The sequence below is a fragment of the Bacillus sp. GS3m_15504 genome, assembly GCF_055825275.1.
On record NZ_JBVVNL010000001.1, the window covers coordinates 1,091,807 to 1,117,762 of the forward strand.

Sequence of the window (25,956 nt, forward strand, 5' to 3'; positions counted from 1 at the left end):
GGGAATATAAAATGAACACTACTATTGAAAAACAGCAGATTGTAACATCTAATACTGAACAGTGGAACATGTATTCAAAATTAGATGGTAAGGAATATCAAATTCATATTTCAAAGCCGAGGCAACCAGCACCAGAGTCAGGATATCCTGTCATTTACGTATTAGATGGTAATGCCTTTTTTCAAACATTCCATGAAGCGGTTAAAATACAATCAGTTAGAGCAGAAAAAACAGGTGTTTCACCAGCCATTATAGTAGGTATTGGTTATCCAATCGAAGGGGCATTTTCAGGTGAAGAAAGATGCTATGATTTTACGCCTAGCGTAATTTCAAAAGATGCGGCTTTAAAACCAGATGGTAAACCTTGGCCTAAAACAGGAGGAGCACATCATTTCTTTACTTTTATTGACGAAGAATTAAAGCCGCAAATTGAAAAGAATTTTGAAATTGATAAAGGAAAACAAACATTATTTGGGCATTCACTAGGTGGTCTATTTGCTTTACATATATTATTTACAAACGTAAATGCCTTTCAAAATTATTTTATAAGTAGTCCATCTATTTGGTGGAATAACCAATCTGTGCTTGAAAAAGAAGAAAATCTTATAAATGAATTAAACAATGCAAAGGTTAAAACAAGAGTATTTCTTACAGTTGGTTCACTAGAACGAGAGCATATGGTTGTAGGTGCTAATGAATTGTCAGAGCGCCTTCTCCAAGTAAAACACGATCAGTTTCGTTTTACGTTTTATGAGGCTGAAGGGGAGAATCATGCATCAGTTGTGCCGAGTTCTTTAAGTAAAGGATTAAGATTCATTAGTCACGTATCCATCGATTAAATGGTTAGTGATTTGAGTGAATCCACATTTTTATATGATCTGTAGTAGGTTAGATAATAAAACGAGTGTTTAATAAAATGCAAACAAAAGGCTATGGAGAAATTCTCCATAGCCTTTTGCTTTGAGAAGTAGAATTGTCCTTTTTGAAAGTTTTGTTTCAACTTTTCGTCTAAAGAGACAAAAAGTTGTCACAATTCGGTCACAATTAGCATAAACATAAAATAGACGAAATGAACTTATTTCCAAAAAGGCTTAGTTTATTTTCATCATGATTCGTAGAGCTGAAAAGGATGGATGAAAAGTTCACTATATTCTCAAGGAGGTAGATCGTATGAAAACTATTCTCGCTATCGCTGGACTTATTTGGATTTTATCGCATGGTATCCCAATTTATGAAGGAGAACAAATTCGCAGTGCTCTAAATAAAAATTTTAATGAATATCATATTATTGATCGGCAAGATAATGTTATTACAGTTCGAGTAAATGATTGTTTTCATACGGTAACTGTTGAAGGAACTTCAGTAGTGAATGATACAAAAGTCTGTGATCAGCAATAATTATATATAGGAAGAAAAAAGTCTCAATTTACAAGTGTGAAGATTGAGACTTTTATATTTTGGGATGAATAATAAGCGGGGATGGACAATCCCCGCTTATTATTGTTTTTTGAAAAAAGGAAAGGGTATAATGAAAATTGAGACTGAGAAGCTAACAATGTGTTAAGAATAATCATAAAGCGGAAATATACTCATATGGGGTATCATGCATAGATATTTAATGCTATAATTGGTATACTCATAAAAACAGTTGTTTTATTGGATGAAGAGAAACTTTAAGAAGGTGATAATATGGATCATAAAGAGCATGAAGCAGTAACACATAGATCAGAAAAAGAAAAAGAACAAATTATAAATAGATTAAAGAGAATTGAAGGACAAGTCCGCGGTATTCAAAATATGATTGAAAATGATCGTTATTGCGTGGATATTTTAGTGCAAATTTCAGCGATTAATGCAGCGATGAAAAAAGTAGGAATGGGTGTATTAAAAAACCATACGAGTCATTGTGTTTCAGGTGCAATTAAAGATGGTAATGGTGACGAAGCAATTGAAGAATTAATGACAGTATTTGAACGTTTTTCAAAAGCGTAAAAACAAGCTAGTATGTAACTGGCTTGTTTTTTTCTTTATTCTTGTATGGGTGTGAAAAAGTGTGTGTAAAATAAACTTTTAGAAAAAAATTGAAAAATCATAACACAAAACCATTGATTACCTTAGGGGGGTATGGTAAGATGAGGTTGTGATTAACAAACAATGAAGAAACAAGAGGAGGATTTTAAATGGAACAGTTAACATTACAAGTTGAAGGTATGTCTTGTGGACATTGTGTAAATGCTATCGAAAGCAGTGTGAAAGAGCTAAACGGTGTTGAACAAGTGAAAGTTCAATTAGCAGAAGGAACTGTTGAAGTTACTATTGACTCGTCAGTTGTAACATTAAAAGATATCGTTGCTGTAATCGAAGATCAAGGATACGATGTTCAATAATTATTTTTAGATATGGAAATAAATCGTACTTTATAGGAAGTACGATTTATTTTGCTAATAATTATACCTCATAAGGGTATATAGAGGTGAGAGACATGAATGAACAAAAAGAGGCCAATCTGCAAATATCAGGAATGACATGTGCGGCATGTGCAAATAGAATTGAAAAAGGTCTGAAAAAAGTAGAAGGTGTTCATGATGCAAATGTAAATTTTGCACTTGAAAAAACCAAAATAATGTATGATCCCCAAAAAACAAATCCGCAACAATTTAAGGAAAAAGTTGAATCATTAGGATATGGAATTGTAAGTGATAAAGCTGAATTTACTGTTTCAGGAATGACATGCGCAGCATGTGCCAATAGAGTAGAAAAGCGTTTAAATAAGTTAGAAGGTGTGAACGGGGCGACAGTAAATTTCGCTTTGGAATCAGCTACAGTAGATTTTAATCCTGATGAAATTAATGTAAATGAAATGAAGAGTGCAATTACGAAATTAGGATATAAATTGGAAGTAAAATCAGATGAGCAAGATGAATCAACTGATCACCGCTTACAAGAAATTGAGCGGCAAAAGAAGAAGTTTATCATTTCGTTTATTTTATCATTCCCGTTACTATGGGCAATGGTAAGTCACTTCTCATTTACATCGTTTATTTATTTACCTGATATGCTTATGAACCCTTGGGTACAGCTAGCTCTTGCAACGCCAGTTCAATTTATCATTGGTGGACAGTTTTATGTTGGGGCTTATAAAGCGTTACGTAATAAAAGTGCTAATATGGATGTTCTCGTGGCACTTGGAACGTCGGCCGCTTATTTTTATAGTGTGTATTTAAGCATTCAATCTATCGGTTCTTCGGAACATATGACAGATTTATATTTTGAAACGAGCGCGGTACTTATTACACTAATTATTTTAGGTAAACTATTTGAAGCAAAAGCAAAGGGACGTTCATCAGAAGCAATTAAAAAGTTGATGGGTTTACAAGCAAAGACAGCTACAGTTATGCGAGATGGAACAGAAATGAAAATTTTAATTGAAGAAGTAGTAGCTGGTGATATCGTTTATGTAAAACCTGGTGAAAAAATTCCGGTAGATGGTGAGATTGTAGAAGGAAAGTCAGCAATAGATGAATCAATGTTAACAGGTGAAAGTATTCCAGTTGATAAAACAATTGGGGATGTAGTAATCGGTTCTACAATGAATAAAAATGGATTTTTAAAAGTGAAAGCAACTAAGGTAGGAAGAGATACTGCGTTAGCTCAAATTATTAAAGTAGTAGAAGAGGCTCAAGGTTCAAAAGCTCCTATTCAAAGGGTAGCAGATCAAATTTCAGGTATTTTCGTACCGGTTGTAGTTGTGATTGCTATTATTACATTTGCAGTGTGGATGATATTTGTTACACCAGGTGATTTTGGCGGAGCACTTGAGAAAATGATAGCAGTACTTGTTATCGCTTGTCCATGTGCATTAGGTCTTGCGACACCTACATCTATTATGGCTGGATCAGGAAGATCAGCTGAGTATGGCATTTTATTTAAAGGCGGGGAGCATTTAGAAGCAACGCATCGATTAGATACAGTTATTCTAGATAAAACAGGTACTGTGACAAATGGAAAGCCAGTGTTAACGGATGTAATTGTCGCAGATGGATTCAATGAAGAAGAAATATTACGTTTAGTAGGTGCGGCAGAAAAAAATTCTGAACACCCACTTGCAGAAGCGATTGTAGAAGGAATTAAAGAAAAGAAAATTGATATTCCAAGTTCAGAAACGTTTGAAGCGATTCCTGGATTCGGTATTGAATCAGTCGTAGAAGGGAAACAATTATTAATTGGTACACGCCGATTAATGAAGAAATTCAATATTGATATTGAAGAAGTTTCTAAATCGATGGAAGAGTTAGAACGAGAAGGTAAAACAGCAATGCTTATTGCAATTAATAAAGAATATGCTGGTATAGTGGCTGTTGCAGATACTGTAAAAGATACTTCAAAAGCAGCTATTACAAGGCTTAAGAAAATGGGTCTAGACGTTGTTATGATTACAGGAGATAATACGCAAACTGCTCAGGCAATTGCGGGGCAAGTTGGTATTGAACACGTAATTGCAGAAGTATTACCAGAAGGAAAAGCAGAAGAAGTGAAAAAACTTCAAGCGCAAGGTAAGAAAGTAGCAATGGTTGGAGATGGAATAAATGATGCTCCAGCACTTGCTACGGCGGATATCGGTATGGCAATTGGAACAGGAACGGATGTAGCGATGGAAGCGGCAGATATTACGTTAATCCGTGGTGATTTAAATAGTATTGCTGATGCAATCTTTATGAGTAAAATGACGATAAGAAATATTAAGCAAAATTTATTCTGGGCACTAGCTTATAACGGCTTAGGAATCCCGATTGCAGCGTTCGGTTTCTTAGCACCTTGGGTTGCAGGAGCGGCGATGGCATTTAGTTCTGTATCGGTCGTATTAAATGCATTACGATTGCAAAGAGTGAAGTTAAAATAAGTAAAGGCTTTATTTGCATAAAGGAACAAAAGAAACAGCATAATGGTCAGGTTTTTACTAATTATGTAATGAAAAAATAGCCTTCTCGTTTACGAGAAGGCTATTTTTTCATTATTTTACAGCTTCTTTTAGTTCTTTACCAGCTTTGAAAGCAGGTACTTTAGAAGCTGCGATTTGCATTTCTTCACCAGTTTGTGGGTTACGGCCTGTACGAGCAGCTCTTTCGCGAACTTCGAATGTACCGAATCCGATAAGTTGTACTTTTTCACCAGCAGCTAAAGTGTTAGTGATTGATTCTACTACAGTTTGTACAACTACAGTAGCTTCTTTTTGAGAAATCTCAGCATTTTGTGCTACGTTTTTAATTAATTCTGTTTTGTTCATGTTTTTCACCTCATATGTAAATATTGCTATTTAAGTTGTTATTATAACGTATAAAACATTCGAGAACAAGTGTACGTACATATATTCGCAAAAAAAAATAGAATTTGTAATATTTTTCAGGATTGCTGTATAGTCGTTCCATTTAAGCGGATACAGATTTTTTCTTTAATGCGGTTTGTACTTCTTTGGAAGGCAGTTTCTTTTTATAAGATATAAAATAAGGTAATGCCACAAATAACATACCGCCTACTAAGTTTCCAAAGAAAACAAAAATAAAGTTTGGAAAATATTCAATCCAAGTTAAATGACCGGCAAAAATTGCAGCTGGGATGACAAACATATTGGCTACAACGTGTTGAAATCCAATTGCAACAAAAGTCATAACTGGGAACCAAATACCGATAATCTTTCCGATAAATTCTTTACTTCCCATACTGAGCCAAACAGCTAAACAAACAAGCCAATTACATCCGATTGCAGAAATGAAAGCTTGTAGTGGTGTATCTTGTAGTTTAGCTTGCGCAACAGAAACTGTTTTCGCTAAAAAAGCGCCCTCTGCTAATCCGACGATATGACCGAAAAAATAAGCAACGAATACAGCACCTATGAAGTTGCTAAACGTAACAATGACTAAATTTCGAATGAAGTGAAATAAGTCGATTTTTTTATGAAGCCACGCCATTGAAACGGTCATCATATTGCCAGTTACTAACTCACCGCCTGCAAGAATAACGAGTATAAGACCGATAGGGAATACAGCGGCACCTAGAAAACTAGTAAATGATCCCCAAGCCTTTGGCATTGTTCCAATAACATGAATATCGAGTAAATACCCTAATGCTATGAAAGCACCGCCAAAAAAACCGAGAATTAGCATAGGGAGTAGTGATAAATGAGCTTTTTTTCTTCCAGAATTAGCAGCAAGTTCCGTAATTTCTTCTGGTGTAAATACAGACATGAATAATCTCTCCTTAATAAAATGATGAAATAAATAGATGGAACATTTTTAAGAATCTATGTATTATAAAAATATGTTATGACTTCTGTATAAATTTGTCAAAGTGAGCAGGGATGAAATAGGATATAACTAACATTGTTCGTGTTGTCACATTCATGTAACAATAAGGCTTTAAAGTACGTCTAGAGGTGAGAACATGAATACGAATCATGTAAAAGAAGAACAGAAAAAATCAATTGTCAACATATCTATAATCAGTTTCATAAGTATAGTAATGATTTCTATAAGTTTGTATTTCTATGCGACAGAAATAGAACGAAAACTAGTAACAGTTACGTGGAATGAAATAGAAGCTTCTACAATTCCTAAAGAGTTTCATAATAAAAAAATATTGCAGTTTTCAGATGTGCATTTAGGGCCAGAATTCACACTGAAACAACTAGAAAATTTGGTGGAGAAGATGAATGCGTTACGTCCAGATGTAGTAGTTTTCACAGGGGATTTAATAGATAAGTTTGGATCGTATAAAGCCGAAAGAGAAGAAGCGAAAGGTATTTTACAAAAAATACATGCGCCCTTAGGGAAATATGCAGTGTTTGGGAATCATGATAGAGGCGGGGGAGGTAGTTTATTTTATAAAAAATATATGGAGGAAGCTGGTTTCACTGTGTTAGTAAATGAAGTGCAGAAAATTAAAGCGGAAAACGGCAAGTATATTACAATATCAGGTTTAGATGATTTTTTATTAGGGAAGCCACAAATAGATTCGACTTTAAAACATGTAAGACAAGAAGATTTCAATATGCTATTAGTACATGAGCCGGATGTTGTAGATAAAGTAACTCGTTACCCGGTTGATTTGCAACTGTCAGGACATAGTCACGGAGGACAAGTTCAAATTCCTTTTATAGGTCCGTTAATTACGACAAAACTGGCTGAGAGTCATGTTGAAGGTATGTATGAATTAGAAGGGAAGAACAAGCCATTATATTTATATGTAAATCGAGGGATTGGGACAACCCGAATGCCTGTTAGATTTTGGAGTGTACCTGAACTTTCAGTATTTGTATTGAAGCAAAATAGTAACTAATGTATTCAATTCCACATCATCATTCTCAATTTGATTTTGATGAACGAGCGATGTTAATTGGTGGTAAATTCCTTTTAAGCCGTATAGATAGTTATGTAAGAGATGGAAAAGAATCTCTTCATCATGTAGAAGTGAAAAAGTAATTTGTATAAATAAAAAACAACAATAGGTCATATAAAACCTATTGTTGTTTTTATTATTTTTGCAAGGGGAGCGCATCGAAATATGTTCTATAGTTACTAGAGAATTCAAAGTTGTTTTTTGCATCCCAATTAATAGACCAAGACATTAGACCGCGGAATGCAGGATAGCCACTCTCATTTGAAAGTTTATACTTTCCTCCGAAAGGAATTCCCTTAATGATATAATCTAAAGCTTTTTTCATTTCAGTTGGAGAAATATACCCACCACTTGGAGCAGCCGCTGGTGCTGCAGGAAGTCCAATCATTACTTGATCCGAACGAAGAGCTGGGAACATGTTATTTGCATTACCACCTATAGGAAAACCGTGTAAGAGCATATCTGCCATTGCGACTTCGTAGTCTGCTGTACCTTGATTGTAGTTATTACCGTCCATTCCAATACCACTGCCAGCGTTGTAGTGTTGAACGTGAATGTATGTTAGTTTGTCTTTCACTCCGTAAATAATCGGTAAATATGCCCCCCAGATGCTTCCGTATGCGCTATAACCGCCTTGAACATAAGCTGTTTCAGGAGCCATGCTTAATAGAAAATCTGGACCATAATGATCTGAGATTGTTCGAATAGCCGAAATAAGATTTACGATTTGAGGAGTAGTTGGGTTTTTGAAATTAGTGTCATTTCCGTTTAAGTAAATACCTGATTCAAGGTCAATATCTATTCCATCAAAACCGTATTTATCGATTAGAGATTGTATGGAATTAATAAAGCGTTGCTTAGCGGCATTGTCAGGAAGTAAAACGACCCCATTTTGTCCACCGATTGAAAGAACTACTTTTTTTCCTTTACTCTTTAAATAAGAAATATCTGATTTGAACTCTGCATCTGTACCATACACAGGAGAAAATTCAACAGTAGAACGATCACCACCAGTTTCACCGAAAGATACATTGATTACATCCCATTTTGGTGAAACGTCTCTTAATTTAATAATGCCAGTACCGTTATCAAAGTTATGCCAGTATCCAACGAGTAGTTTTGATCCTAAATTGTTTGCTGCTTGTGCTTGAAAGGGGGCTAGTGGTAGCAGTAAAAAAATGACTAACGTACAACAAATGAATTTGAACTTGTTTAACATATCAACACTCCTATACAAAAAGTTGTCTAGATGTATAATCTTGTTTATTTAATGATATCTGAAAATTCGTTCTTTTGTAAGGTGGCTATAATTTTCTCAACAATTGTATATGGAAAATTAATAAACCTAATGTAATAATTTTCATAGGAGCTTGCATTACAATTGTTAAATTCAGAATATTTTGATATATTTTAAAGTGTAGGCCAAGGTTTTTCATATAATACTCTTACATAAAGTGAAACTTTAATCAGTGGGGGGATTGTTCATCCCCCGCTGATTATCAGCCCTCACCAATCGGGCATTTACGGGCAGTAGATTCCCGCCTAACTTCTTTGTTTCCGCTGAATTTGGAGGTGGGGGTCTTACTGCCCGTTAATGCGGGGCAAATTTCAAAATTACGTTTGGAAGGGGATGTATAAGAGTTGGATAAAAATCTTAAGAAAGACCTCAAAATACGCCACATTACAATGATCTCAATTGGCGGCGTAATAGGAGCTGGTTTGTTTGTTGGAAGTGGGGCAGTTGTGCATTCAGCAGGACCAGGTTCTATCGTTTCATATGCATTAGCAGGACTTTTAGTCGTTTTCGTTATGAGAATGCTTGGGGAAATGGCAGCTATTAACCCGACAAGTGGATCATTTGCAACATATGCAAGAGAAGCAATTGGTCCGTGGGCCGGTTATACAATTGGGTGGCTATATTGGTTTTTCTGGGTAATTGTTATTGCGATAGAAGCCACAGCGGGTGCTGGTATTATTCAGTACTGGATTCCAGAAATCCCGCTTTGGTTATTAAGCTTAATATTAACGATTTTATTAACATTGACGAATGTTTTTTCAGTGAAATCATTTGGAGAGTTTGAATATTGGTTTTCTTTTATTAAAGTAATAAGTATTGTTTTGTTCCTTTGTCTTGGACTAGCTGTTATTTTAGGATTTGTACCAGGAACGGAAGCACCTGGCACTTCGAACTTAGTGGGGCAAGGAGGATTTATGCCAAACGGTATAAGTTCGGTGCTACTTGGAATTACTGTCGTTATATTTTCATTTATGGGATCAGAGATTGTAGCGGTAGCAGCTGGTGAGTCTGCAGAACCTGTAAAAGCAGTAAAAACAGCAACAAATAGTGTAATTTGGCGTATTCTCGTATTTTTCATTGGATCTATCGCTGTAGTTGTTACACTTCTTCCGTGGAATTCAGCAAACATACTAAAAAGTCCGTTTGTAGCGGTGCTAGAACATATAGGGATACCAGCGGCAGCGCAAATTATGAATTTTATCGTTTTAACAGCTGTACTTTCTTGTTTAAATTCTGGTTTATATACGAACTCAAGAATGCTTTTTTCGATGGCGGAAAGAGGAGATGCTCCAAAGGCGTTCTTGAAATTGAACAGTAGTGGTGTTCCAGTTCGGGCCGTTTTATTCGGAACGTTCTTCGCTTATATTGGAGTTGTTTTTAGTTACATATCTCCAGATAAAGTCTTTTTATTTTTAGTGAATGCCTCTGGTGGGATTGCGTTACTCGTTTATCTCGTTATAGCTATTTCGCATTTAAAGATTCGTAAAAAAATGGGAAGGGTAGAACAACAAAATTTGAAAGTGAAAATGTGGTTTTTCCCGTATGTGACGTATGTTACAATTGCAGCTATTATAGCAGTTTTAATTGCGATGCTTGCCATTGAATCTTTACGTTCACAAGCACTTTTGACGATGCTTGTTACTGTTCTTATAATCATTTCTTATTTTATTTTTAATAGAAATAAAAATAGTACAGTGTTGAATACTAAAAGTAAGAATGAGGAATCTGTCCGATTTTAATTTCTTGTTTTCTAAGAAATGCTACATCCAACCATTGGTAGAAAAGAGTAATTACTATTGTCATAGTGAATATAAACTTTTTTCTTGACTTTTTATACGAAGGCGAGCAAAATGATAAAAAAGGAAGGGGGGATGACGATGGAAGAGTACGTATTAGAGCTATATAACCTGTTATATACGACAGAATGGCAAGATATTGTTTCGTTTCTAGGAATCGTATTTTGCATGAAAATTGTAATTGTATATATGGAAGAGCAAGGTATGTTCTATTCCTTCTCATCCCCGTTCGATATGCAGCGCGAGCCGTTGCTAAACTATGCCAAGGTAAATTACGAACAATTTCCTTTTGTAGTTTTCTTTATGATTCGATTTATTACAGCAATTGTAAAGAAAAAGGAAAGTGACGATGAAGAGTTCCACTCAACTTGTAATGTAGCGAATGTTTTTAGCTAAATACAAGGAGGAGATTTATATGTGGTTTCGATTTCTTATGATTGGTTTCTTTTCATTAACAGCAATTTCTTTAATGGGATATCAAGTGTCTGAAATTTTTCAAGCATATAGCGATACATTTTTTAACAAAAACTAATCGCATTGCTATTTGAATAATAAAGCGATAAAATCCTTCTTAAGAAGTTTTATTAAGAAGGATTTTTTCTTTTTCTTATCTTGCTGTGTCAAACTATTGTCACATTTACACTGTGAATAGTATGTTAAAATAGTGAGGTTACGTATACATATTTGAAGGAAGAGGGAGTGACCATTTTGGTAGATCAATCAACAAATCAGAAAAGCTATGCTCCTATTGTGATAACGCTTTCTGTAATTGTAAATGCGATTATTTTATTTTTGTTCTTTGGACCTGTTGGTTATGAAGGAGAAGTACATTTTGATGTAACCATTTTACCAATGTTAAACGCAATTTTTAATAGCTTTACGTTCGTATTCTTATTAGCAGCTTTATACTCTATTATTAAGAAGAACGTGAAAATGCACCGTGGTTTTATCCTAGCAGCATTTACGACGACGTTGCTATTTTGTGTTTCTTATTTATCGTATCATTACTTGGCGCCAGCAACACATTTTGGTGGCGAAGGATTCATTAAATATGTGTATTTCATCATTTTAATTACACATATTATCCTAGCAGCAATTATCGTACCACTTGCATTGTTTGCACTTGTATTTGGTTTTACAAATCAATTAACACGTCATCGTAAAATTGTACGTTGGACGATGCCGATTTGGTTATATGTAAGTTTATCTGGTGTTATTGTTTACTTAATGATCTCACCTTATTATCAATAAAAAATCTCAGCCTGTAGGCTGGGATTTTTTTGTTAGGCAAATATTTTTGTGAAATGAAAAAAATATGGTATACAAAAGTATAGTTGCTTTTCATATAGAAGGGATGGTAAAGGGATATGCAAAATTTTGTATTTCGTAATCCAACGAAACTTATTTTTGGTAAAGGTCAATTAGAACAGTTAAAAACTGAAATTCCACAGTTCGGTAAAAAAGTTCTTCTCGTATACGGGGGAGGCAGCATTAAAAGAAACGGTATTTATGATAATGTAATTTCTATTTTAAAGGAAATAAATGCAGAAGTATTTGAATTGACAGGTGTTGAACCGAATCCACGTGTATCAACTGTGAAGAAAGGGATTCAAATTTGTAAAGATAATGGTGTTGAATTTATTTTAGCAGTTGGTGGAGGTAGTGTAATCGACTGTACGAAGGCAATTGCAGCTGGTAGTAAGTACGATGGAGATGTGTGGGATATTGTAACGAAAAAAACATTTGCCAGTGAGGCATTACCATTTGGTACTGTGCTTACTCTTGCGGCAACAGGATCTGAAATGAATGCTGGTTCTGTCATTACAAATTGGGAAACGAATGAAAAATATGGATGGGGTAGCCCTGTTACTTTCCCGCAGTTTTCAATTTTAGATCCGGCCCATACTGCGTCTGTACCGAAAGATCAAACAATTTACGGTATGGTAGATATTATGTCGCACGTATTAGAACAATATTTCCATCATGGAACAAATACAGAATTACAAGATCGTTATTGTGAATCTGTTTTAAAAACAGTAATTGAGACAGCTCCTAAGCTTTTAAGTGATCTAGAAAATTATGAGCATAGAGAAACGATTTTATATTGCGGTACTATGGCGTTAAATGGTATTTTGGCGATGGGGGTAAAAGGGGACTGGGCAACTCATAATATTGAGCATGCAGTTTCTGCGGTTCATGACATACCGCATGGAGGCGGCTTAGCTATTCTATTCCCGAACTGGATGAAGCATGTTGTAGATGAAAATGTAAGTCGTTTTAAACAGTTTGCTATTCGTGTATTCGATGTAAAAACAGATGGAAAGACTGATCGAGAAATTGCGTTAGAAGGAATTGAGGCGTTACGTCAATTTTGGACTTCAATTGAGGCACCAGTAACACTATCTGATTACACTATTGGAGAAAATGAAATTGATGTAATGGCGGATAAAGCGATGGCTAATGGCGAATTTGGTAACTTTAAAAAATTAAATAAAGACGATGTTTTAAGCATATATAAAGCTTCCTTATAAGTGAATGGAGTAAAGAAACCCATTTGATATCACAATCAAATGGGTTTCTTTTTTGTTGTTTATAACTGTTTGTGATTGTTTTTGGTTATTTGTGAATGTTTATGGTTGATTTTTGTGATCGTTTTCATTATACTGTAATCAAAGAAGAGGTGAATAAAATGTTAACTCCTGAACGTCATCAAATGATATTGCAACTTGTAAAAGAGCAGAAGGTTGTTAAATTACAGCAATTAGTGGAAAGAACAGCGAGCTCTGAATCAACAATTCGTCGTGATTTAGCGCAATTGGAAAAACAACGGTTATTAAAAAGAGTTCACGGTGGTGCGGCTGTTTTAACAGGAAAAGGACAGGAGCCGACGATGGTTGAAAAATCATCCAAAAACATTCAGATAAAACAACAAATTGCGAAGTATGCGGCTAGCGTTGTGGAACAAGGTGATTGCATTTATTTAGATGCAGGAAGTACAACATTTGAAATGATTCCATTTTTAATAAATAAAGATGTTACTGTCGTTACGAATGGACTTATGCATATTGAAGCTTTAGTTGAAAATAATATTCGTGCCTATTTACTAGGCGGAATGATGAAGAGTAGGACGAAAGCTTTAATCGGTGCTATGGCACAGGAAAGTATGCAGAAGTATCGTTTTGATAAATGTTTTTTAGGAGCGAATGGTGTACATGAACAGCTTGGTTTTACAACACCAGATCCGGAAGAGGCGCTTTTAAAGCAAATGGCATTAACATTAGCAAATGAAGGATATTTCTTAATTGATGAAAGTAAGTTTTCGGAAGTTGCGTTTGCGAAAATTGCCAATGTTGAAGAGGCAAATATTATTACAAACCATTTAGAAATTGATTTAGAAAAATATAAAAGACAAACCAATGTAATTGAGGCTGATAAACAATGATCTATACAGTAACTTTAAACCCATCTATTGATTATGTAGTACAAGTTAATTCCTTAGATTTAGGCGCAGTAAATCGAGCGGAGAAAGATATGAAGTTTCCTGGGGGGAAAGGGATTAATGTTTCTCGTGTTCTTCATCGCTTAGGTGTTGAAAATGTAGCACTTGGATTTACTGGTGGATTTACCGGTCGATTTATTAAAGATGTATTACAGACGGAAGGGGTAATAACAAACTTCGTCCAAGTAGATGGAGATTCTCGAATTAATGTGAAAATAAAAGGGCAAGAAGAAACAGAATTAAATGGGCAAGGACCTAGTGTGACAAATGAACAATTTGAACAATTAATGAAACAAATTGAAAGTATGCAAAAGGGAGATTATGTTGTACTAGCTGGAAGTGTACCGGCGTCTATTCCAACTACTTTTTATGAATCAATCGCAGCGTTCGGAGCTGAAAAAGGTATTCGTGTAGTAGTAGATGCAAGTGGTAGTGCTTTGCAGCATGTAGTTAAAAATAAACCATTTTTAATAAAGCCAAATCATCATGAACTTGGTGAGTTATTTGGAGTAGAAATTTCAACAGCAGAAGATATTTTACCGTATGGAAGAAAATTAATTGAACAAGGTGTAGAGCACGTTATCGTATCAATGGCCGGAGATGGAGCTTTATTGTTTACGGCAGAAGGTATATATGAAGCAACAGTTCCAAAAGGTGTTGTAATTAATTCGGTTGGGGCTGGAGATTCTCTCGTTGCTGGATTTGTAGGTAAATATGAACAGACAAAAGATATTGAAAAGGCATTTCAATATGGCGTTGCAACGGGGAGTGCAACAGCATTTTCAGCTGATTTATGTGAAAAGGAAAAAGTAGAAGAATTATTGTCGCAAGTAACTGTAACTAAGCGATAGGGGGAAGCAGCATATGAAAATTACAGAACTATTAAAAAGGGATACAGTTATTATGAATTTGACAGCTTCAAATAAAGAAGCTGTCATAGATGAATTAGTTGAGAAATTAAACGGGGCAAATCGTTTAAATAGTAAAGCTGAATTTAAAGAAGCTATTTTAAAGCGGGAGTCACAAAGTACAACTGGCATTGGTGAAGGGATTGCTATACCTCATGCGAAAACAAAAGCTGTTAAGCAACCAGCGATTTGTTTTGGTAGAAGTGTAAGCGGTATCAACTATGAATCGCTTGACGGACAGCCTGCGCATTTATTCTTTATGATTGCTGCGAGTGAAGGGGCGAATAATACGCATTTAGAAACGTTATCACGCTTATCTACACTATTAATGGATGAAGGATTTCGTAAGCAATTGTTAGAAGCAAAGGATGAAGAGGAACTTCTTCGTCTATTTGATGAAAAAGAAAATGAAAAAGAAGAAGAGGTAGAAGTTGCACAACCAGAAGGGAATGAACCGTACGTATTAGCTGTTACAGCTTGTCCAACTGGAATCGCTCACACATATATGGCTGCGGATAGTTTGAAAGCAAAAGCAGCAGAGCTAGGAATTGCAATTAAAGTTGAAACGAATGGATCAACAGGTATAAAAAACGGTTTAACGAAAGAGGATATTGAACGCGCAACAGCTATAATTGTTGCGGCAGATAAACAAGTAGAAATGAATCGTTTTGCTGGTAAACATGTCATTCAAGTGCCAGTCGCTGACGGGATTAGAAAAACTGAAAAACTTCTTAATCGTGCTGTAAAACAGGATGCACCAATCTTTAAAGGAATAAAAGAAGATGGAAAGACAGAAAGTACAGAAAAAGAAAAAGGATTAGGAATTTATAAGCATTTAATGAACGGCGTAAGTAATATGCTTCCATTCGTTGTTGGTGGTGGGATTTTAATTGCGCTAGCGTTTTCGTTTGGTGGTATAAAAGCAGAAGGTCCTTTAGCTGAATTGTTCATGTCTATTGGAGGAGGGGGAACAGGGGCATTTTTATTCCTTGTACCAATTTTAGCAGGATTTATTGCGAGTTCTATTGCTGATCGTCCTGGTTTTATGCCTGGTGTTGTCGGAGGATTTTTAGCGGCACATGCGAATGCTGGCTTTTTAGGTGGATTAATTGCTGGTTTCTTAGCTGGATATGTTGTCTTAGGGCTAAAAAGACTATTTTCAGGATTACCAGTACAGTTAGAAGGTATTAAACCTGTTTTGTTATATCCAGTCTTTGGATTATTGATTACAGGAGTTGTTATGCAAAAAGTAGTAATTCCGCCTGTAGTAGCATTGAATGAAATGTTAACAGGATGGTTAAATGGTTTGAACGGTACAAATGCTATATTACTAGGTCTTATTTTAGGTGCGATGATGGCAATTGATATGGGTGGTCCAATTAATAAAGCAGCATTTACATTTGGTATTGCTGCAATAGAAGCACAGAACTTTGGGGTGCACTCAGCGGTTATGGCTGGTGGTATGGTACCGCCGCTTGCAATTGCATTAGCAACTACATTCTTTAAATCGAAGTTTACAGAAGCGGAACGTAAGTCTGGTTTAACAAATTATATTATGGGAGCATCGTTTATTACAGAAGGTGCGATTCCATTTGCAGCTGCAGATCCGGTTCGAGTAATTGTCAGTTGTGTTGTCGGTTCAAGTATTGCGGGTGCATTATCTATGTTATTCCAAATTACATTACCGGCACCGCATGGTGGATTGTTTGTTATAGCATTAGTAAATAAACCAGTGTTATATATTTTCTCGATATTGATAGGGGCAGTTGTTTCTGCACTTATGATGGGGATTTGGAAAAAGAAAGTTAAATAATACGTGTAAAGGGAGTAGCTTTTATAAGCTGCTCCTTTTTATTACAAAAAAGGAGGTTAATAATTGGAGAATGATGAATTTTGGTAAAAGATGTAATGAAATATGGTTTTTTTGTAACAAAAAAGTAATACTGTAATTTTTTTTGGAAAAAAATTCTGGTGCTTGTATGTGGAAAATATATGAAAACTATTGGGAATTCTATTGGAAATGTAATTCATTAATATGGAAATTTATGTTACAACTCATTAATCGTATATTACGAATGGTTTGTAATTGTGTGTTTTCTAAAAATCTTAAAAATCCGTTGCTATAATGAAAATACGAAAACAAAGCAAATGGAGGCTATTCATGAAAAAATTATTAGGTATAGCAACGGCGGCAGTTTTTGGTCTTGGGATTTTTGCAGGTTCTGCGAAAGCGGAAACGATTGTAACAACAGACGTATTAAATGTTAGAGAAAACCCAACTGTAGAGTCAAAGCTTGTAGGTAAAATGTTAAGTGGAAATAAATTAGATGTTATAAATACAGAAAATGGATGGACAAAAATTAAAGTAAATGGTAAAGAAGCGTTTGTAAGTGCTGAATTTACAAAAAGTACATATTATGTAACGGCGGGCGTGTTAAATGTTCGTGCCGGAGCGAATACTGACTCTGAAATCCTTGGTAAACTAAATAAAGATGATGTAATTGAAACGACCAATCAAGTTCAAAATGAGTGGTTACAATTTGACTACAATGGAAAAGTTGGATATGTTCACGTGCCATTTTTAACAGGGACGGCACCTGTGGTTGAAAAGAAAGAAGTTGTAACGCAAGAAGAAGCGCCGGTAAGAGTGAATGCACCGGTTAAAAATAATAAAGTAGTTAAGAACAAAGAGTCTGTTAAGAATGTGGAATCAAGTAAACCTGTGGCAAAAGCAAAGCCAGCTGTGCAACAGGTTGCAAAATCTAAGGGAACAAGTGCACCTGCTGGTGGACGTGAAATAACAGTGGAAGCGACAGCGTATACAGCGCATCCAAGTGAGAATGGTACGTATGGTGGTCGTGTATTAACTGCAATGGGGCATGATTTGACAGCTAATCCAAATATGAAAGTAATTGCTGTTGATCCTAAAGTAATTCCGCTTGGATCAAAAGTATGGGTAGAAGGATATGGAGAAGCGATTGCTGGAGATACTGGTGGTGCGATTAAAGGAAATCGTATTGATGTTTTAGTTGGCTCAGATGGTAGTGCTAATAGCTGGGGGCGCAAATCTGTAAAAGTGAAAGTTATAGAGTAGTATATATGTATTAATATAAAAGGCGGTTGCTTGAAAGTATGTAAGCAACCGCCTTTTATGGATTATTGAAAAGGATAAATCGTTTTACCTGTAATAATTTTATATGCGCTGCAAAATTGATTTTGTATATACTCTGTATTTTTATTTTCTGTATGTAATGTTGTTTCTTGGAGAGTAGAATGAAAAGAACGTAGCAAACAATTTAAGGCGAAGTACAATTCTTCTTGTGAACAATTTTGTTCTTTTGTAGCAGTAGCTAAAATGAGGTCTTTTGTCAAAGATGAAAAATTGATAGTGGATTGTTTCATAGTTAACTCATCCTCTCGAAGGTATTTTTAATCATGTATATGCGGAATTGGACAAACTATGTTCTTTTTTATTTGTAATTTCATGTACCGTAATGAAAGAACTTGCAAACATGCCGTTAAAATTGGTAAGATTGGATATAATCAATAGATGGAGTACATTACATAAAGAGAGTTGAATGATATGGGAGAAGTGCAACGTGAAAAAGTTGCTGTCATCATTGGACCAACTGCTGTTGGGAAGACGAAGTTAAGTATTGATCTTGCTAAAGCGTTGAACGGTGAAATTATAAGTGGAGATTCCATGCAGATTTATCGTACGATGGATATTGGAACTGCAAAGGTGACGAAAGAAGAGATGGATGGAATTCCACATTATATGGTCGATATAAAAAATCCGGAAGAATCATTTTCAGTTGCCGAGTTTCAAGAACGTGTTCGTAAGCATATTCGAGAGATTACAGAGCGTGGTAAATTACCAATTATCGTTGGTGGAACTGGTCTGTATATACAGTCTGTTTTATTCGATTATCAGTTTACGGATGATGCTGGTGATGCTATATACCGAGAACAAATGGAAAAGTTAGCATTAGAACGTGGTGTGGAATATGTACATAAGAAATTACAAGAAGTAGACCCAGAAAGCGCTGAGCGTATTCATGCAAATAATGTGCGTCGTGTCATTAGAGCGTTAGAAATTTTTCACACGTCGGGTGAAAAAATGAGTGATCAACTTGAAAAACAAGAAAACGAGTTATTATACGATGTTTCCTTAATTGGCTTGACAATGGATCGTGAAATGCTATACGATCGCATTAACTTACGAGTTGATATAATGATGGACCAAGGTTTATTAGAAGAAGTAGAAGGGTTGTATAATAGAGGGATACGAGATTGTCAATCTATTCAAGCGATTGGGTATAAAGAGATATATGATTATTTTGAGGATCGTGTCTCTTTAGAAGAAGCGGTATCACAATTAAAGACGAATTCACGTCGTTATGCAAAACGTCAATTAACGTGGTTCCGTAATAAGATGGATGTCACATGGTTTGATGTTACAGACGGTGAAAAAACGTCAGAAATTTTACGATACATAGAAGGAAAGCTACAACTAAAGTCGAATAATAGTAAGTAGAGAAAAAGAGGAGGATTCGACATGAAGCAATCAATCAATATTCAAGATCAGTTTTTAAATCAACTCCGTAAAGAGAATACGTTTGTTACGCTGTACTTATTAAATGGTTTCCAGCTTCGTGGATTAATTAAAGGATTTGATAATTTTACAGTCCTACTGGAAACAGAAGGTAAGCAACAGCTTATTTATAAACATGCAATTTCTACATTCGTACCACAAAAAAATGTTTCAATTGAATTAGAGTAGTAATGAATTATTGTACATAACAAAAAAAGAGCGAGTTTCTCGCTCTTTTTTTATTTGTTATAAAAAATAAATAGTGAAATTTAAGCGATTCTAAATACAGTTAGACGAATATTAGTGTTTCCTGTTGCAGGGATCGTAATCTCATTAAGAGTGGATTGGACAGAAATGTTCGCGCCGGCAGTTAACGTTTCGATCGTAGTGAATGAAAGTGAGTCGCCTATTAGATTTGAAGAGAAGTTGTCAGTTGCGACTGCTCCATTTATTGAAATTCCTACTCCGAGTGGTGCACATCCTGGTGCAGTTGTAGAGATGGATACGCTAATGACATAAATACCAGCGTTGATAACAGTAACTGTATCTGTGCCGTTGAAGATAATGTTGTTTACGTTAATTGCAGTATTAAAAATGAAGTTGTTAAATTGGAGTACTGTTTGTTGAATGTTGTTTGTTACAACAATTGTTGCTACAGGGAAGCTAGGTCCAGAAGGCCCAGTAGGTCCGGTAACTCCTATACCAGTAGCACCCGTTGGCCCTTGAACACCTTGAGGTCCAGTAGCGCCGGTAGCACCAGCCGGTCCTTGAGCACCTTGAGGTCCAGTGGCACCAGTAGCACCAGCAGGCCCTTGAATACCTTGAGGTCCAGTGGCACCAGTAGCACCTGCTGGTCCTTGAGCACCTTGAGGTCCAGTAGCACCGGTAGCGCCTGCTGGTCCTTGAGCACCTTGAGGTCCAGTAGCACCGGTAGCACCTGCTGGTCCTTGAGCACCTTGAGGTCCAGTGGCACCGGTAGCACCTGCTGGTCCTTGAACGCCTTGAGGTCCAGTAGCACCTGCTGGTCCTTGAACACCTTGAGGTCCAGTGGCACCGGTAGCACCTGCTGGTCCTTGAGCACCTTGAGGTCCAGTAGCACCGGTAGCGCCTGCTGGTCCTTGAGCACCTTGAGGTCCAGTGGCACCGGTAGCACCTGCTGGTCCTTGAGCACCTTGAGGTCCAGTGGCACCAGTAGCACCCGTGTTACCTTGAACACCTTGAGGTCCAGTGGCACCGGTAGCACCTGCTGGCCCTTGAACACCTTGAGGTCCAGTGGCACCGGTAGCACCCGCTGGTCCTTGAACACCCTGAGGTCCAGTAGCACCAGTAGCACCGCTGGTCCTTGAACACCCTGAGGTCCAGTAGCACCAGTAGCACCCGCTGGTCCTTGAACACCCTGAGGTCCAGTAGCACCAGTAGCACCCGCTGGTCCTTGAGCGCCTTGAAGTCCAGTAGCGCCAGTAGCACCTGTGTTACCTTGAACGCCTTGGGGTCCAGTGGCACCAGTAGCACCCGCTGGTCCTTGAGCGCCTTGAGGTCCAGTGGCACCAGTAGCACCCGTGTTACCTTGAACGCCTTGAGGTCCAGTAGCGCCCGTGTTACCTTGAACACCTTGAGGTCCAGTGGCACCGGTAGCACCCGCTGGTCCTTGAACACCCTGAGGTCCAGTAGCGCCAGTAGCACCTGTGTTACCTTGAACGCCTTGAGGTCCAGTAGCACCTGTGTTACCTTGAACACCCTGAGGTCCAGTAGCGCCAGTAGCACCTGCTGGTCCTTGAACACCTTGAGGTCCAGTGGCACCAGTAGCACCTGCTGGTCCTTGAACACCTTGAGGTCCAGTAGCACCTGTGTTACCTTGAACGCCTTGAGGTCCAGTGGCACCAGTAGCACCCGTGTTACCTTGAACGCCTTGAGGTCCAGTAGCACCAGTAGCACCTGCTGGTCCTTGAATACCTTGAGGTCCAGTAGCGCCAGTAGCACCTGTGTTACCTTGAACGCCTTGAGGTCCAGTAGCGCCAGTAGCACCTGTGTTACCTTGAACACCCTGAGGTCCAGTAGCGCCAGTAGCACCTGTGTTACCTTGAACACCCTGAGGTCCAGTAGCACCAGTAGCACCTGTGTTACCTTGAACGCCTTGAGGACCAGTAGCGCCAGTAGCACCTGTGTTACCTTGAACACCCTGAGGTCCAGTAGCACCAGTAGCACCTGTGTTACCTTGAACGCCTTGAGGACCAGTAGCGCCAGTAGCACCTGCTGGTCCTTGAGCGCCTTGAGGTCCAGTGGCACCAGTAGCACCCGTGTTACCTTGAGGTCCAGTAGGTCCAGGAGGCCCACCAGAAGGCCCAGTAGGTCCGGTAACTCCTATGCCGGTAGCACCAGTAGCGCCCGTGTTACCTTGAATACCCTGAGGTCCAGTAGCACCTGTGTTACCTTGAGCACCTTGAGGTCCAGTAGCGCCAGTAGCACCCGCTGGTCCTTGAGCGCCTTGAGGTCCAGTGGCACCAGTAGCACCTGTGTTACCTTGAGCGCCTTGAGGTCCAGTAGCGCCAGTAGCACCTGTGTTACCTTGAGCGCCTTGAGGTCCAGTAGCGCCTGTGTTACCTTGAGCACCCTGAGGTCCAGTGGCACCAGTAGCACCTGTGTTACCTTGAGCGCCTTGAGGTCCAGTGGCACCAGTAGCGCCCGTGTTACCTTGAACACCCTGAGGTCCAGTAGCGCCCGTGTTACCTTGAGCACCCTGAGGTCCAGTAGCGCCAGTAGCACCCGCTGGTCCTTGAGCGCCTTGAGGTCCAGTGGCACCAGTAGCACCTGTGTTACCTTGAGCGCCTTGAGGTCCAGTGGCACCAGTAGCACCTGTGTTACCTTGAGCACCCTGAGGTCCAGTGGCACCAGTAGCACCAGCTGGCCCAGTAGGTCCAGTAGGTCCTTGAATGAATGAAGCAGAATTAACTAAAGCGGTTTGTAATGCTGCTATTAATTTAAGAAGCTCTTGAAGTGTGCAAGGGTCAATTCGGAATAGTTTTGTAATGGATAGTAAATAATTAATTAGATTTTGAAGCTCGATAAATACAGCACTTGCTACGAAAGTTGGGTTTTTTAATATAGTTATTAAGTTTTTAATAATAGCTAATCCTTGTGCTTTCAGGGAGGAAGCAGCGTCTAGTGAACAAATAAATTTACTTAGTAGGTTCAATGTATCGATTAGATCTTCAATATTTTGGGGAGATGGATTTGCGAAAAGTTTTGGGATTATTTTTGTTAAATCAATAATGATTGCGCGAAATGTTCTAAGTTGTGCCTTAGTAACTGGGATTGATGGAGTATTCGGGATTCGTCCAGCGCTACTTGGAAAGCATGGTTTGGAGAATTTGTTTTGACTGTCGTCATAACGAGACATTAAATCTCTCCTTTCTAATGAGAATGTGAATGAAACTCATCATAGTAGATGCAAAAATTAGTTAAATGGTCATAGTAAAATCGTTTGTTTGAAGAAAAAATAGAAAAAACGCCTTATGATAAGGCGTTTTTTCCATTTTCTGCGTATTGATAATATCGTTTTAGTGAAATTTTTGATTTGAACCCAGCTAGCTTTATAATTTCTGACTCCGGAGTCTCTTTTTTTATTAAATTTAAAATATAGGTGTTGCGAAAGTGTTGTCCTGAGATTCCTTTGCGTAAATTAGCTCTAGATACTTCAAGGCGAATCATTTTTTGGATAGCGATTTCTGTTAATCCTTTTGGTGCATCATTTTCGTATACCCATCTGTAAGTTCCTCGATTAAAATCGAATGCGACAAATAATGGATCATTACTATGGTATTTTGGACGAACGGGTTCAGGGATGCTTTTGTAATAGGTATATAGTTGTTTTTTGTCTTCGCTGGTTAATGAAATTGTTCTTTCTACCCCTGCGGTTGCTGGGATAGATAATGTGTTCGTTTCAAAGTGGACGTGATGCATAGTTAATGCTGTAAGTTCCTGTAAGGATAATCCATAGTCAATTAGTAAATTTAAAATAGCGATATTACGATCCATCAATAAAGGGCGTACAGGACGCTGTTTTTCTGAAAGTCCTTCTAATGAAGTAACTATATGTTTTAATCTTTTTTCTTCATCAGATGAAATGAAATCTTCATTGCGAAGTGTGCGATCTGGTTGAATAGAAATTTCCATGTTCTTTAATGGATTAGGGATGTTTAGAAAGTGATGCATTCTATTTAATACAATAAATACACGGTGCATCGTTTTCTCTGAGTAATGTCGATTCTTTTTTAAATCGGAAAAGTAATCTTCGTAGTCTTTTGTACAAAGTGTAGCCCATATATTACTGGAAGGGAGCTTTTTGTTTTTTTCTAACCAATGTCCGAAATCTTCAATGTCATAAACGTAACGTTTAATGGTTGAAGGTTTTCGGCCTTTATTCAATAAAAAAATAGAAAAGGCTTGTATTGTATCATGGAATTCCGTTGTCTCCATAGTCCCACCACCTTCATTATTTCTTATATTATAGCAAACTTTTCTGAAAATAGTCATTTGCAAGGGAGACAAGAATAATAATATTTGGTGAGTGGATAAAATGAGGTGATTGAATGGAACAATCGATGCGAAAGAAAAATAATAATCAAATTAACATTGTGTTAAATCATCGAAAGAAAATTTCTTTACCGGCCGCAGAAAATAAAACAGTAATTTCAAGTGAAACTACTACGAAACATGAGATGTTGCAAAGAATAGAAGAAGAGATGGGAAAGCTCGTTGGGATGGATGATATAAAAAAGATAATAAAAGAAATATATGCTTGGATTTATGTAAATAAAAAACGACAAGAAATAGGATTGAAGTCTGAGAAGCAAGTGCTTCATATGTTGTTTAAAGGAAATCCAGGTACAGGGAAGACAACTGTTGCTAGAATGATAGGGAAATTATTGTTTGAGATGAATATTCTATCAAAAGGGCATTTAGTTGAAGCGGAGCGTGCGGATCTTGTAGGAGAGTACATCGGTCATACAGCTCAAAAAACAAGAGATTTAATAAAAAAAGCAATGGGAGGAATTTTGTTTATTGATGAGGCGTATTCATTAGCACGAGGGGGAGAAAAAGATTTCGGGAAAGAGGCAATTGACACGCTTGTAAAACATATGGAAGATAAACAACACGGTTTTGTATTGATTTTAGCCGGATATTCAAGAGAGATGAATCACTTTCTTTCATTGAATCCAGGATTACAATCCCGTTTTCCGTTTATAATTGAATTCGCGGATTACTCAGTAAATCAGCTGTTAGAAATAGGGAAGCGGATGTATGAAGAACGTGAATATCAGTTATCGAAAGAGGCTGAATGGAAATTTAGAGATCATTTACATGCTGTAAAGTACTCGTCGCAAATTACATCCTTTAGTAATGGGCGGTATGTCCGGAATATTGTTGAAAAATCGATTCGTACACAAGCTATGCGGTTGTTGCAAGAGGATGCGTATGATAAATATGATTTGGTTGGAATATCAAGTAGTGATTTGATGCTTGAAGAGGAGACGCACAGTACGTAAGCTGTGCGTCTGTTTTTTCTATATAAGTGCTTTTATTATTTTTTTTCTTTTCCTTGATAAGATTTATGGAAGCGTTCCATTTTAGCACTTTTTTCGTGTGCGGAATGAAGGTCGTGTCCAAATTGGCCTACTGAGCTTTTTTGAGCCCCTTTATTAACGTGGTTTGTCATTTGTATTCACCTCGCTTTGAGGATTAGTATAAACATTATGTAAAGAAAAACTCATTAGAAAAGAAAAACCTCTTTACGATTTGTAAAGAGGTTGGATTGCTATTTATGCATTGAACGTTCGTTTGTGTCGATGCGTCTATGCGGTAAATGCCATTTGTAATGAATAGAAACCATGCGGAAGCAAACAATTAAAATGAATAAGGTGTATAGAGCCCAATCGCTAACAATAATTTGAGCGCCGATTAAGAAACCGGCTAGAATCGTCCAAAAAGCATATACTTCAGCTCGAAGAACGAGAGGCTTTCTACGAGCTAAAAGATCGCGGATGATACCGCCGCCAATGCCAGTTAGAACAGCTGCTACGATCGTAGCGCTAATAGGTAAATTTAGTTTTTGAGCGTATAATGCTCCTTGCACGGCAAATGCTGATAAGCCGATAGCATCAGTGATATTTTCCCACTTTTTCCAGTGTCTAATTAATTTATTTGGAAAAAGAAAAATAATCGTCATTGATAAAAGTGCGATTTGAAATAACATGTCTTGTTGCCAAAACGCGACAATCGGATAACCAATTAATAAATTACGAAGGGCACCTCCCCCAAATGCGGTTGCCATTCCTAAAATATACACCCCGAAAATATCATAATCCTCTTCCATTGCAACAATGGCTCCGCTTAGTGCGAAGGCAATTGTGCCTATGATGCTAAAAATCTCCCATGCCATGAATTTTCTCCCCCGCTAACTAGATGAAATG

The 25,956-nt window shown here is 37.4% G+C and carries 27 protein-coding genes and 1 pseudogene; 19 read left to right on the top strand and 9 right to left on the bottom strand.

The features are described 5' to 3' along the window. The first annotated feature begins 11 nt into the window (after positions 1-11). The 6 genes and pseudogenes from AC0L0O_RS05905 to AC0L0O_RS05930 form a co-directional block, all read left to right on the top strand. A complete protein-coding gene (locus tag AC0L0O_RS05905; protein ID WP_001098339.1) occupies positions 12-839 on the top strand; it encodes an alpha/beta hydrolase in 828 nt (275 codons plus the stop codon). Between the two features lie 331 nt (positions 840-1,170). Further along, entirely contained in the window at positions 1,171-1,398 is a 228-nt protein-coding gene (locus AC0L0O_RS05910; protein ID WP_000849096.1) for a hypothetical protein, read from the top strand. 291 nt (positions 1,399-1,689) lie between these two features. After that, positions 1,690-1,992 carry a metal-sensing transcriptional repressor gene (locus tag AC0L0O_RS05915; RefSeq protein WP_000349636.1) on the top strand — a complete coding sequence of 101 codons (303 nt, stop codon included), beginning with the start codon at positions 1,690-1,692 and terminating at the stop codon, positions 1,990-1,992. Between the two features lie 188 nt (positions 1,993-2,180). Next, on the top strand, positions 2,181-2,387 hold the full coding sequence (gene copZ / locus AC0L0O_RS05920; RefSeq protein WP_000436976.1) for a copper chaperone CopZ: 207 nt from the start codon (positions 2,181-2,183) through the stop codon (positions 2,385-2,387). Positions 2,388-2,482: 95 nt separating this feature from the next. After that, positions 2,483-4,900, top strand: coding sequence for a heavy metal translocating P-type ATPase (locus tag AC0L0O_RS05925; protein WP_001005303.1), 2,418 nt, complete (start codon positions 2,483-2,485; stop codon positions 4,898-4,900). Further along, positions 4,900-4,980: pseudogene (locus tag AC0L0O_RS05930) on the top strand (GNAT family N-acetyltransferase); the annotation flags it as partial. The gene AC0L0O_RS05925 and the pseudogene AC0L0O_RS05930, both read left to right, overlap by 1 nt. A gap of 31 nt (positions 4,981-5,011) precedes the next feature. Here AC0L0O_RS05930 and AC0L0O_RS05935 read toward each other — a convergent pair. Further along, positions 5,012-5,284, bottom strand: coding sequence for an HU family DNA-binding protein (locus AC0L0O_RS05935; RefSeq protein WP_001043904.1), 273 nt, complete (start codon positions 5,282-5,284; stop codon positions 5,012-5,014). A 142-nt stretch (positions 5,285-5,426) separates the two neighbouring features. After that, positions 5,427-6,242: a formate/nitrite transporter family protein gene (locus AC0L0O_RS05940; protein WP_473785664.1), complete on the bottom strand. Its 816-nt coding sequence runs from the start codon at positions 6,240-6,242 to the stop codon at positions 5,427-5,429. 196 nt (positions 6,243-6,438) lie between these two features. Here AC0L0O_RS05940 and AC0L0O_RS05945 point away from each other — a divergent pair, with 196 nt between their 5' ends. Then, complete coding sequence (locus AC0L0O_RS05945) at positions 6,439-7,332, top strand: metallophosphoesterase (RefSeq protein ID WP_001095324.1); 894 nt, start codon at positions 6,439-6,441, stop codon at positions 7,330-7,332. Next, positions 7,332-7,475 carry a hypothetical protein gene (locus AC0L0O_RS05950; RefSeq protein WP_003298148.1) on the top strand — a complete coding sequence of 48 codons (144 nt, stop codon included), beginning with the start codon at positions 7,332-7,334 and terminating at the stop codon, positions 7,473-7,475. The genes AC0L0O_RS05945 and AC0L0O_RS05950 overlap by 1 nt, the downstream gene beginning before the upstream one ends. Before the next feature lie 53 nt (positions 7,476-7,528). On the opposite strand, the gene AC0L0O_RS05955 is transcribed toward AC0L0O_RS05950, so the two are convergent. Continuing rightward, the gene (locus AC0L0O_RS05955) at positions 7,529-8,611 is read right to left on the bottom strand and encodes a chitinase (protein WP_003298146.1); all 1,083 of its coding nucleotides are present in this window, start codon (positions 8,609-8,611) and stop codon (positions 7,529-7,531) included. 422 nt (positions 8,612-9,033) lie between these two features. Here AC0L0O_RS05955 and gabP point away from each other — a divergent pair, with 422 nt between their 5' ends. The 8 genes from gabP (at position 9,034) to entD (ending at position 17,986) form a co-directional block, all read left to right on the top strand. Then, on the top strand, positions 9,034-10,428 hold the full coding sequence (gene gabP, locus AC0L0O_RS05960) for a GABA permease (RefSeq protein ID WP_000360123.1): 1,395 nt from the start codon (positions 9,034-9,036) through the stop codon (positions 10,426-10,428). Positions 10,429-10,539: 111 nt separating this feature from the next. Further along, a complete protein-coding gene (locus tag AC0L0O_RS05965) occupies positions 10,540-10,881 on the top strand; it encodes a hypothetical protein (RefSeq protein WP_128294764.1) in 342 nt (113 codons plus the stop codon). A 312-nt stretch (positions 10,882-11,193) separates the two neighbouring features. After that, positions 11,194-11,736, top strand: coding sequence for a DUF420 domain-containing protein (locus tag AC0L0O_RS05970; RefSeq protein WP_000228316.1), 543 nt, complete (start codon positions 11,194-11,196; stop codon positions 11,734-11,736). Between the two features lie 116 nt (positions 11,737-11,852). Further along, positions 11,853-13,016 (top strand): iron-containing alcohol dehydrogenase, encoded by a 1,164-nt coding sequence (locus AC0L0O_RS05975; protein WP_088356884.1) that lies wholly within the window; start codon positions 11,853-11,855, stop codon positions 13,014-13,016. Between the two features lie 158 nt (positions 13,017-13,174). Beyond that, positions 13,175-13,927 carry a DeoR/GlpR family DNA-binding transcription regulator gene (locus AC0L0O_RS05980; protein ID WP_000957268.1) on the top strand — a complete coding sequence of 251 codons (753 nt, stop codon included), beginning with the start codon at positions 13,175-13,177 and terminating at the stop codon, positions 13,925-13,927. Further along, the gene (gene pfkB, locus AC0L0O_RS05985) at positions 13,924-14,835 is read left to right on the top strand and encodes a 1-phosphofructokinase (protein ID WP_473785665.1); all 912 of its coding nucleotides are present in this window, start codon (positions 13,924-13,926) and stop codon (positions 14,833-14,835) included. The genes AC0L0O_RS05980 and pfkB overlap by 4 nt, the downstream gene beginning before the upstream one ends. 13 nt (positions 14,836-14,848) lie before the next feature. Next, positions 14,849-16,705 carry a PTS fructose transporter subunit IIABC gene (locus AC0L0O_RS05990; protein ID WP_428889694.1) on the top strand — a complete coding sequence of 619 codons (1,857 nt, stop codon included), beginning with the start codon at positions 14,849-14,851 and terminating at the stop codon, positions 16,703-16,705. Between the two features lie 348 nt (positions 16,706-17,053). Then, entirely contained in the window at positions 17,054-17,986 is a 933-nt protein-coding gene (gene entD / locus AC0L0O_RS05995; RefSeq protein WP_000734623.1) for a cell wall-binding protein EntD, read from the top strand. Between the two features lie 62 nt (positions 17,987-18,048). Here the strand turns inward: entD and AC0L0O_RS06000 are convergent, their stop codons facing one another. Further along, entirely contained in the window at positions 18,049-18,294 is a 246-nt protein-coding gene (locus tag AC0L0O_RS06000; protein ID WP_000814422.1) for a hypothetical protein, read from the bottom strand. Positions 18,295-18,475: 181 nt separating this feature from the next. Between AC0L0O_RS06000 and miaA the strand changes: the two genes are divergently transcribed. Further along, positions 18,476-19,429: a tRNA (adenosine(37)-N6)-dimethylallyltransferase MiaA gene (gene miaA, locus AC0L0O_RS06005; RefSeq protein WP_000504940.1), complete on the top strand. Its 954-nt coding sequence runs from the start codon at positions 18,476-18,478 to the stop codon at positions 19,427-19,429. Positions 19,430-19,450: 21 nt separating this feature from the next. Beyond that, positions 19,451-19,675 (top strand): RNA chaperone Hfq, encoded by a 225-nt coding sequence (gene hfq / locus AC0L0O_RS06010; protein WP_000813896.1) that lies wholly within the window; start codon positions 19,451-19,453, stop codon positions 19,673-19,675. 80 nt (positions 19,676-19,755) lie between these two features. Here hfq and AC0L0O_RS06015 read toward each other — a convergent pair whose 3' ends face one another. From AC0L0O_RS06015 to AC0L0O_RS06025, 3 genes are all read right to left on the bottom strand, one after another. Continuing rightward, positions 19,756-20,187 carry a Gly-Xaa-Xaa repeat protein gene (locus AC0L0O_RS06015; RefSeq protein WP_172954629.1) on the bottom strand — a complete coding sequence of 144 codons (432 nt, stop codon included), beginning with the start codon at positions 20,185-20,187 and terminating at the stop codon, positions 19,756-19,758. Next, complete coding sequence (locus tag AC0L0O_RS06020) at positions 20,184-22,883, bottom strand: collagen-like repeat preface domain-containing protein (RefSeq protein ID WP_473785666.1); 2,700 nt, start codon at positions 22,881-22,883, stop codon at positions 20,184-20,186. The genes AC0L0O_RS06015 and AC0L0O_RS06020 overlap by 4 nt, the downstream gene beginning before the upstream one ends. Before the next feature lie 113 nt (positions 22,884-22,996). Next, positions 22,997-23,962 carry a tyrosine-type recombinase/integrase gene (locus tag AC0L0O_RS06025; RefSeq protein ID WP_000450309.1) on the bottom strand — a complete coding sequence of 322 codons (966 nt, stop codon included), beginning with the start codon at positions 23,960-23,962 and terminating at the stop codon, positions 22,997-22,999. Positions 23,963-24,075: 113 nt separating this feature from the next. Here AC0L0O_RS06025 and spoVK point away from each other — a divergent pair, with 113 nt between their 5' ends. Continuing rightward, positions 24,076-25,032: a stage V sporulation protein K gene (spoVK, locus tag AC0L0O_RS06030; protein ID WP_000438185.1), complete on the top strand. Its 957-nt coding sequence runs from the start codon at positions 24,076-24,078 to the stop codon at positions 25,030-25,032. A gap of 35 nt (positions 25,033-25,067) precedes the next feature. On the opposite strand, the gene AC0L0O_RS06035 is transcribed toward spoVK, so the two are convergent. Together AC0L0O_RS06035 and AC0L0O_RS06040 are read right to left on the bottom strand one after the other, a co-directional pair. Then, the gene (locus AC0L0O_RS06035) at positions 25,068-25,202 is read right to left on the bottom strand and encodes a hypothetical protein (protein WP_000181491.1); all 135 of its coding nucleotides are present in this window, start codon (positions 25,200-25,202) and stop codon (positions 25,068-25,070) included. Positions 25,203-25,301: 99 nt separating this feature from the next. After that, positions 25,302-25,925, bottom strand: coding sequence for a trimeric intracellular cation channel family protein (locus AC0L0O_RS06040; protein ID WP_000312272.1), 624 nt, complete (start codon positions 25,923-25,925; stop codon positions 25,302-25,304). Between the last annotated feature and the right edge of the window lie 31 nt (positions 25,926-25,956).

Excerpts from the sequence above, each read along its gene's own strand:
- entD (WP_000734623.1), top strand. The coding sequence starts at position 17,054 with ATGAAAAAATTATTAGGTATAGCAACGGCGGCAGTTTTTGGTCTTGGG.
- AC0L0O_RS05950 (WP_003298148.1), top strand. The coding sequence starts at position 7,332 with ATGTATTCAATTCCACATCATCATTCTCAATTTGATTTTGATGAACGA.
- AC0L0O_RS06020 (WP_473785666.1), bottom strand. The coding sequence starts at position 22,883 with ATGTCTCGTTATGACGACAGTCAAAACAAATTCTCCAAACCATGCTTT.
- AC0L0O_RS05965 (WP_128294764.1), top strand. The coding sequence starts at position 10,540 with ATGATAAAAAAGGAAGGGGGGATGACGATGGAAGAGTACGTATTAGAG.
- AC0L0O_RS05990 (WP_428889694.1), top strand. The coding sequence starts at position 14,849 with ATGAAAATTACAGAACTATTAAAAAGGGATACAGTTATTATGAATTTG.
- AC0L0O_RS05940 (WP_473785664.1), bottom strand. The coding sequence starts at position 6,242 with ATGTCTGTATTTACACCAGAAGAAATTACGGAACTTGCTGCTAATTCT.
- miaA (WP_000504940.1), top strand. The coding sequence starts at position 18,476 with ATGGGAGAAGTGCAACGTGAAAAAGTTGCTGTCATCATTGGACCAACT.
- AC0L0O_RS05905 (WP_001098339.1), top strand. The coding sequence starts at position 12 with ATGAACACTACTATTGAAAAACAGCAGATTGTAACATCTAATACTGAA.
- AC0L0O_RS06035 (WP_000181491.1), bottom strand. The coding sequence starts at position 25,202 with ATGACAAACCACGTTAATAAAGGGGCTCAAAAAAGCTCAGTAGGCCAA.
- AC0L0O_RS05975 (WP_088356884.1), top strand. The coding sequence starts at position 11,853 with ATGCAAAATTTTGTATTTCGTAATCCAACGAAACTTATTTTTGGTAAA.
- AC0L0O_RS05945 (WP_001095324.1), top strand. The coding sequence starts at position 6,439 with ATGAATACGAATCATGTAAAAGAAGAACAGAAAAAATCAATTGTCAAC.
- AC0L0O_RS05910 (WP_000849096.1), top strand. The coding sequence starts at position 1,171 with ATGAAAACTATTCTCGCTATCGCTGGACTTATTTGGATTTTATCGCAT.
- AC0L0O_RS06000 (WP_000814422.1), bottom strand. The coding sequence starts at position 18,294 with ATGAAACAATCCACTATCAATTTTTCATCTTTGACAAAAGACCTCATT.
- spoVK (WP_000438185.1), top strand. The coding sequence starts at position 24,076 with ATGGAACAATCGATGCGAAAGAAAAATAATAATCAAATTAACATTGTG.
- AC0L0O_RS06025 (WP_000450309.1), bottom strand. The coding sequence starts at position 23,962 with ATGGAGACAACGGAATTCCATGATACAATACAAGCCTTTTCTATTTTT.
- copZ (WP_000436976.1), top strand. The coding sequence starts at position 2,181 with ATGGAACAGTTAACATTACAAGTTGAAGGTATGTCTTGTGGACATTGT.
- AC0L0O_RS05925 (WP_001005303.1), top strand. The coding sequence starts at position 2,483 with ATGAATGAACAAAAAGAGGCCAATCTGCAAATATCAGGAATGACATGT.
- AC0L0O_RS05955 (WP_003298146.1), bottom strand. The coding sequence starts at position 8,611 with ATGTTAAACAAGTTCAAATTCATTTGTTGTACGTTAGTCATTTTTTTA.
- AC0L0O_RS05935 (WP_001043904.1), bottom strand. The coding sequence starts at position 5,284 with ATGAACAAAACAGAATTAATTAAAAACGTAGCACAAAATGCTGAGATT.
- hfq (WP_000813896.1), top strand. The coding sequence starts at position 19,451 with ATGAAGCAATCAATCAATATTCAAGATCAGTTTTTAAATCAACTCCGT.
- AC0L0O_RS05915 (WP_000349636.1), top strand. The coding sequence starts at position 1,690 with ATGGATCATAAAGAGCATGAAGCAGTAACACATAGATCAGAAAAAGAA.
- pfkB (WP_473785665.1), top strand. The coding sequence starts at position 13,924 with ATGATCTATACAGTAACTTTAAACCCATCTATTGATTATGTAGTACAA.
- AC0L0O_RS05980 (WP_000957268.1), top strand. The coding sequence starts at position 13,175 with ATGTTAACTCCTGAACGTCATCAAATGATATTGCAACTTGTAAAAGAG.
- AC0L0O_RS06040 (WP_000312272.1), bottom strand. The coding sequence starts at position 25,925 with ATGGCATGGGAGATTTTTAGCATCATAGGCACAATTGCCTTCGCACTA.